Genomic DNA, 6,878 nt, shown 5'->3' with positions numbered 1-6,878 from the left:
AGCGAGTATGATAGCGGCATCGGCTTCAGCATGGGTTCTGGGGCAAACGGCGAGAGCGGGACATAATCTGAACTGATGGGGTGGATGCCCCCTTCGGCCGGCGTCGTATGATGTCGGAGGGCGCCCGGAAGGGGGCGCGACGAAGGATGTCATTATGGTGGAAGTCCAGGTCTTGGCGATCGATTTGGCAAAGCGCAGCTTTCAGGTCTGCGGAACAGCTCGCGGCGGGGCGTGTGTGGATGCTCCCGCTTTTGCAAGGTGATTTTCTCGGCGACTACTCTGCTCGGCGCTTCTATCGGGGTCGTGTCCCCTCTGATGGTGTAGCAGTTCGGGAGCAAACCGCTCGCGACGCGCGCTTTTCACAGCGCGGTAGCGAGCGAGCGGCTTGCGGCGGCCACCGGCGATTCTCCGGTTAGGGTCGGTTTGCGAATCTCAACGCAACCGAGGAACCCACCGATGACCGACGAGATGATGAGCCTACGGGCGCTTCTGGAAAATTCCCCCGACGCGGATTTCCTTCGCGAGATGATCGGTTTCGCCGCCGAGCGGCTGATGGAGCTGGAGGTCGGCGCCAAGACCGGCGCCGCGCTCGGCGAGCGCTCGCCCGATCGACTGGCCCAGCGCAATGGTTATCGCGATCGCGACTGGGAGACGCGCGCCGGAACGGTGGAGCTGCGCATCCCAAAGCTCCGCAAGGGAACCTATTTTCCCTGCTTCCTCGAAGCTCGCCGCGTGGCCGAGAAGGCGCTGACGGCGGTGATCCAGCAGGGCCGTTCAGTTCTCTATACTTTATAGCGGACGGGCGATTCCCGTCGCGGCGGATGTGTGAATCTATAGGCGACAACCCGAATCGGAGGTTGTCGCATGCAGGTTTCGTTGCTGGAGATTTTGCGGGACATTCCGGATCATCGTCGCCGAGAAGGCAAGCGGTTCGATCTTTCGACAGTGCTGCTCTACGCGATCATCGCCATGGTCGGCGGCGCCAATTCCTATCGGCAGTTGCATGAGTTCATTCGCGCGCATCGTCTGCGATTGAACGACGCGTTCGGCCTGAAGCTGCCCTACACGCCCTCCTACACCGGTCTGCGGCTGATCCTGCAAGGCGTCGATCCGGCAGCGTTGGAGACAGCGTTTCGACGTCATGCCGCGAGCATGCCGGCACCGCCTGCCGTAGAGGGGCTGACGGCGATCGCCGTCGATGGAAAAACGCTGCGCGGCAGCTTCGACGCGTTCAACGACCGAAAGGCCGCGCATATGATGTCGGCGCTGCGTCACGCTGATGCACGCCGGCTGGCAGCGTTGCCGGGTGCACTTCATGCGCAACGCGCTCGCCCATGCCGGCAAGAGCGGCCGCCGGGTTGTTTCCGCCTTCATCGCCACGGCTTTCGCGCAGGACGACGCCGACGCCGCCAAAGCACAGTGGCGCAAGGTCGCCGATCAGCTCCGGCCCACCTTGCCAAAGCTCGCCCTTCTCATGGACGAGGCGGAACAGGACGTGCTCGCCTATATGACCTTTCCCAAGGACCATTGGCAGAAGATCTATTCGACGAATGGCCTCGAGCGGGTGAATGGCGAGATCAAACGCCGCACCGAGGTCGTCGGCATCTTTCCGAACGAGGACGCCATCACCCGGCTCGTCGGCGCGATCCTGCTCGAGACGAACGATGAATGGGCCGTGCAACGCGGTCGCTACATGACGCTGGCAACCATCGCGCCTTTGAGCGATGATCCGATCGTCAGACTGTCCGCCGTGACCGCCTGACCATTCCGGCCAAAGCCGGAAATCCCGGTGTCCGCCTCGATCCAGCTACACCACGCCTCGGGACACGATCCGAGGCCCGGCCCGTTACGGCATCGAGAGGCCGCTATTAGCCAGCGCCTGTCGTGCGGCGCTAAGTCCGATCTCAACCTGTTGCTTGATAGTGGCGATGACGGAAGGGTCGGGGCTGAGCGCCCTTGCAACTCGAAAACCGACGAGGTTTCCATTTTCAGTGGGTTTCCACGCCTCACGATTAGATGAGCGAAGCTGCTCGCTTCCAGCATTCCAAGCGCCGCCGCGGACGACGCGCCTACTGCAGTCCCCATCCGTTATCCATTCGCGGCCATCTTTTGGCGCACCTGCTGGGTAGTCCGAGTCGGGATGCCAAACGTAGTCCGAAGCGCCATGCCAACAGTCCTGGGTCCATTCCCAAAGGTTGCCGTGCACCTGGTAGAGACCCCAGGGATTCGCTGCGAACTTCTCCACTGAAACGGGGGAGTAAGAACTATTACCGAAGTTCGCTTGTTTAGAGGAAGTATCTTTCCCCCACCAGTACGATGTCGTCGTTCGGGCGCGGGTCACGTATTCGCGTTCGGCCTCGCTCAACAGACGATAGAACCTGCCGGTCTTGCTTGACAGCCATTTCGAATATGCGTTTGCCTGATCCCAGGAAATGCCGGCTACTGGCCCTCGTTTGACCGACCGAAATTTTTCGGCATTCGGTCCTGGTGGCTCGCACTTGCCGTCAGCTACGCAAGCGTCCCACTGCTCAAACGTCACAGCATACCGCCCGACTGCGAATGGTCGCGCGAATGTCACCGGGTGCTGGTGGCCTTCTTCTCCCATTTCGAAGCTGCCGTCAGGCGCAACGACCATCTCCGGGCACTTCGGACAGGGCTCTCCGTTGCCGAGTGGGTCTTGAAAGGGCGTCCCCGACCCGGGCGGCACTTTGATCGCGGGATCGGGCGGGGCGGGGCGCGGTGGCGGGAACGGAGGTCGCCAAGGCAGATGGGCTGTCACATAGACGCCGAGGAGGATCGCCAATGCAGCAGCAGTCATCCGCCCCCAGGGACGACGCTCCATCAACTCGGCCACATCGCGCGCAAGGCCCTCCATGTCGTTGCGAAAGCCGCTACCGGCCGCCACAGTCGCGGCATGATAGTCAACAAGGGGCTGCAATGACGCCGGTAAATCGCTCTTCGATGGTAATTTCGCTCCGGATACCAAGACCGGAACCACTGGGATTTTGCGCTCCCAGGATCCTTCGATCTCAAGACGGACCCAATCCTCGGGATTGTCAAGGCGCTTACCGCCCGATTTCTCGTCACGTGCCACGACCCAATTGGGCCCGATGATCGCGAGCGTGATCTTGCATCGGTCAAGCTTATCGTAAATCACTTTTCGGAAATTCTGCCCCGAGTGTATGCCATCGATATCGATGAATATCCTTTCCCTGCCCAACTTGTTTTGGAGATACTGCGCGACGTTCAACGCATGAGCGCCACTATCATCTCGTCGGTAGCTGATAAAAATTTTTCCTCTCATGAGCAGACCCTGGATCGATTTTGGAACGGTACCGTCGCGGGATTGGCTGGAATTGGTTTGGCGCAATCTCCGGGGTGCTGAACGCGAGTGATTCCACCGTTGGAGCGCTGGAAAGGAGACTCGCCATGACGAAGGATACCATGAAGACGGGCTGTCGCCGCCGACATCCTGCTTTTCGACAATTGGTTCAACCCAATCGTCGCAGCGGCGGTCAGAGCTGGCCCCGCTTATTTGGACAGCGCCCCGCGAAAATAGGGTGGATTCCTGCTGGGGTTTGCTGAACGCGGGGCTTTCGCGATTTTGTCGCGGCGTCGGGGGGGCGTAGCCCGACCAGAGGTGTGCCAGGCATGGGCATCGAATTGGAGGTGAAAGTCCTTCGTGGGGCGAGTTGGTAGCAACCACGAGCCGAGGGCAACTGCGCGTCCGCGAGGGCGGGTGGGGAAGAAGCCCAGTGGCGAACCGCAGCACCGAACGAGCAGTGAACTCCTCGACAGGCCGGTCCAGCCGGGTCAGCGTGCCTCTGAACGCGACGCCCGAAATCCAACCGAGGCTGGGGCGGTAAAAGGAGCGGCGGCGGCGGGACATTCGATGTTCTTACCCTGGGAGGTCTGCATGGGTCTGTTTCGAACGGTAGGCTGGGAGAAGGTGAGCGACGACCGGCCGACGCCCATGCAGAAGTCGGATCTCTCCATAATAGCGATGAAGCCGGTGAAAGCCGGGGGAGCGAAGGGAGGGATGGATTGAGAAGGATGATTCCCCGTCAATTGAGCCTCGTGTTCGCCGACAGCCCGAAAGGGGGCGGAAGCGATGCGCGCTCGGACGCGTCCGAGCAGCGCGCGTTTTTGCTGCAAAAAGCGAAGCGCAAACGCACGGCAAGAACCATCGCCTGCGCAGCCGACCTCGGTCGGCTGTTGGAAGAAGTGGCGTCCGAGGAGAACTTGTCTTCGGCGCTTCTGAACGTGATACGCAACAAGGGAGCGCCAGGCCCTGATGGGCAGATCGTCGAAGAGGCCCAGGCGCGAGCCCCTGTGCTGATCGACGATCTGCGCCGCGCGCTGCTCACGGAACGCTATCGACCGGGTCCAGTCCGCCGCGTCTTCATTCCGAAGACCGGAGGCGGACAACGCGGTGTCGGCATTCCAAATGTGGTGGACCGCGTCGCGCAGCAGGCTCTGCTCCAGGTCCTGGAGCCGATCTTCGAGCCGACATTCCATCCGAGCAGCCACGGTTTCCGTCCTGGACGGGGCGCGCATACGGCCGTCGCTGAGGTGAAGGAGCATTTGCAAGCCGGTTGCCTGATTGTGGTCGATCTTGATCTGGAGAAATTTTTCGATCGAGTTCACCACCAGCGTCTTCTCGACCGCCTCGGTCAGAAGGTCGCGGATTGCCGGGTGGTCGACTTGGTGCGCCGGATGCTGAAAGCGACGGTCATGATGCCGGATGGCGAGCCGAGCTGATCTGGCGACGCGGGCCGTGGCGGAGAGCTTCGAGGCAGTGGAGTTCGCCACGCTCGAATGAGTCGACTGGTTCAACAATCGCAATCGCAGACTGCTGGAGCCGATCGGAAACATTCCGCCGGCCGAAGCCGAAGCGCGTTACTATGCGCAACTCGATGAGCCCGCTATGGCGGCATGACTCAAACCAAACAACCTCCGGCGTTCCCGGGGCGGTTCACTTTTTTCGGCGCACGCCGACACCCCGCAATTCTCATCCTGATTGACGCTGGACTTTCACCTTATTTGGCGCGTGGCAGAGCCGGTTGCGGGAAAGCCGCAAGCCCAGATAAGTGAGGGAGACGCCAAATGGCCGAACTCCTTGCCCACGTTCGGGGGTACATGGACATCACGCCGTTGACTTTACCGGTTCATCCCCGTGCCTGCGGGGAACACTCGCGTCTCAACCCGTCCACGTCGCCGCCGACCGGTTCATCCCCGCGCCTGCGGGAAGCACTCTTGGCCGAGCGCATTACATCTCATTTCCCTCACGGTGTCAAACGGCGCACCGTTGTTGATTGTACATCGGCGCGGGGTCACGAAGCCGATCGGCGTAGAGGCAACCACATAAGCGATTGATTTAGCTGCCATAAAATTCCTTAAAAGGGGTCAAGAAACGGGGGAATCGGGTGAAGGATTTTCAGGCTGCGACGAGGCTTGCGAGGAATTCGTCGTCCCAGGCAGCGGTCATTCGCTTGAGGCGCTGGGAGTCTATTCCGGGCGCTGTGCGGATCAGATTATTGGCTATGTGCTTGAGCGTGGTGAAATTCGCCGGGGCGTTTTCGGTTCGCACGCGGCATTCGTCGTCGCGGAAGGCCATGTCCAGGACCCAGTGCAGGCTGTTCTCGATCGCCCGGTGATCGCGGATCATCGGGCCGGCCAGAGCGGCGGCGAGCGTCAGCGAGGTAATGTAGAACCTCGATTCCTGCGTGCTCTCGCCGTCGATCTCACGCCGGCTCTCGACCATGACCTCGCCTTCGAGCCCCGGCCAATCGTGTCTCTCTTTCAGCCAACCGATGTCGTGGAACGCCGTATAGCGACGCGTCTCGATGCGGCCGTGCTCGCCGTCGAGCGTCTTGAGGCGACTGACCGTGGCGTCCTCGAATCCATTGGCTTTCTGCTCGGCGGCAAGCAGCTTCACGGCTTCATGGAGCGTTCCCTGATTGCCTTTGAGGGCAATGATGTAATCGGCCTTCTTGTTCATGATCTTCTTGGCGATGGCGCGCTGGCGGCCCATCGCGTCGATGGTCACGACGGCGCCTTCGATCGCCATCATGTCCAAGAGCGCGGGAATGGCGACGATCTCGTTCGATTTTTCCGCAACGGCGACATGCCCCAGGACCAGACGGTACCTAGCGGCGAAAGCCGAGACCATGTGGATCGGCAGCTTGGAATTCTTCTTCGCCTCGGACCGGCGCGAGGTCTTCCCGTCGATGGCGATGACATCGACGGGCGCCTTGGTCAACGCGGCGGTCCAGGCGACAAAGCAGCGCTGGAACGCTTCGGCGTCGAGCGTGGCGAAGATGTCGCCGAGGTGATCATGCGCCGGCGTGCCGTTGGCGAAGGGCCGGAAACGACGCAAAAGGTCGAGCTTCTTCTCGCCGAAGCGCGCGATGTCCGTGAAGGCCTCCGCCCCGGCCAGCACGGCGAGCAGGGACAAGAGCAGAATCTCGTCGAGCGGATACATCACCTTGCCAGGCTGCCGTTCGTCGGGCATCTCGTTGAAATATTGCTGGAACACCGTCGTCTCAGCCAAAGCCCCGCAATCCGACCCGTTCTCGTTCATCGACCTGACCTCCTGCCCAAATCACAGGCGGTCGACTGATTCAGCATGAGAGCGATCTGTCACCTACTTCTTCACCCGATCGCCCTGGGTCAAGAATGGAATCTGGAGGGTTATGTGAGGTCCGCGGCGCAATGTTTGGTCTGCCCGGAAGCGGACCTCACATAAGCCGGATTGAACGAAGGCGCGGGTCGTTAGCCGCTATGGGGAAAGCGCGTCTCGTCGCCGATTGGCGCAAGGCCGCGGCGGGGGCGGCGGCGCTCGTCGGAGGAGACGAGAACTTGGCGGGTTGGCGAGA

General features: G+C 61.3%; 4 protein-coding genes and 2 pseudogenes. 4 read left to right on the top strand and 2 right to left on the bottom strand.

What is annotated here, in order from left to right:
• Positions 1-456: 456 nt before the first annotated feature.
• Positions 457-1,762, top strand: a pseudogene (locus METLW4_RS28995) (transposase).
• Between the two features lie 84 nt (positions 1,763-1,846).
• Here METLW4_RS28995 and METLW4_RS27325 read toward each other — a convergent pair.
• Positions 1,847-3,304: an SUMF1/EgtB/PvdO family nonheme iron enzyme gene (locus METLW4_RS27325; RefSeq protein ID WP_198290257.1), complete on the bottom strand. Its 1,458-nt coding sequence runs from the start codon at positions 3,302-3,304 to the stop codon at positions 1,847-1,849.
• Positions 3,305-3,916: 612 nt separating this feature from the next.
• Between METLW4_RS27325 and METLW4_RS28805 the strand changes: the two genes are divergently transcribed.
• The 3 genes and pseudogenes from METLW4_RS28805 to METLW4_RS27320 form a co-directional block, all read left to right on the top strand.
• Positions 3,917-4,048, top strand: coding sequence for a hypothetical protein (locus METLW4_RS28805; RefSeq protein WP_018268683.1), 132 nt, complete (start codon positions 3,917-3,919; stop codon positions 4,046-4,048).
• A 5-nt stretch (positions 4,049-4,053) separates the two neighbouring features.
• A complete protein-coding gene (locus tag METLW4_RS26095) occupies positions 4,054-4,761 on the top strand; it encodes a reverse transcriptase domain-containing protein (RefSeq protein ID WP_018268682.1) in 708 nt (235 codons plus the stop codon).
• Positions 4,746-4,939: pseudogene (locus METLW4_RS27320) on the top strand (IS3 family transposase); the annotation flags it as partial. The gene METLW4_RS26095 and the pseudogene METLW4_RS27320, both read left to right, overlap by 16 nt.
• Before the next feature lie 498 nt (positions 4,940-5,437).
• Here the strand turns inward: METLW4_RS27320 and METLW4_RS0123460 are convergent.
• A complete protein-coding gene (locus METLW4_RS0123460) occupies positions 5,438-6,583 on the bottom strand; it encodes an ISAs1 family transposase (RefSeq protein ID WP_157235629.1) in 1,146 nt (381 codons plus the stop codon).
• Positions 6,584-6,878: the final 295 nt, after the last annotated feature.

This window comes from Methylosinus sp. LW4, from assembly GCF_000379125.1.
GTDB lineage: Bacteria > Pseudomonadota > Alphaproteobacteria > Rhizobiales > Beijerinckiaceae > Methylosinus.
This window is presented reverse-complemented; position numbering and strand designations above follow the sequence as displayed.

Coding starts and splice junctions, on each gene's coding strand:
- METLW4_RS28805 (WP_018268683.1), top strand. CDS start 3,917: ATGGGTCTGTTTCGAACGGTAGGCTGGGAGAAGGTGAGCGACGACCGG.
- METLW4_RS26095 (WP_018268682.1), top strand. CDS start 4,054: ATGATTCCCCGTCAATTGAGCCTCGTGTTCGCCGACAGCCCGAAAGGG.
- METLW4_RS0123460 (WP_157235629.1), bottom strand. CDS start 6,583: ATGAACGAGAACGGGTCGGATTGCGGGGCTTTGGCTGAGACGACGGTG.
- METLW4_RS27325 (WP_198290257.1), bottom strand. CDS start 3,304: ATGAGAGGAAAAATTTTTATCAGCTACCGACGAGATGATAGTGGCGCT.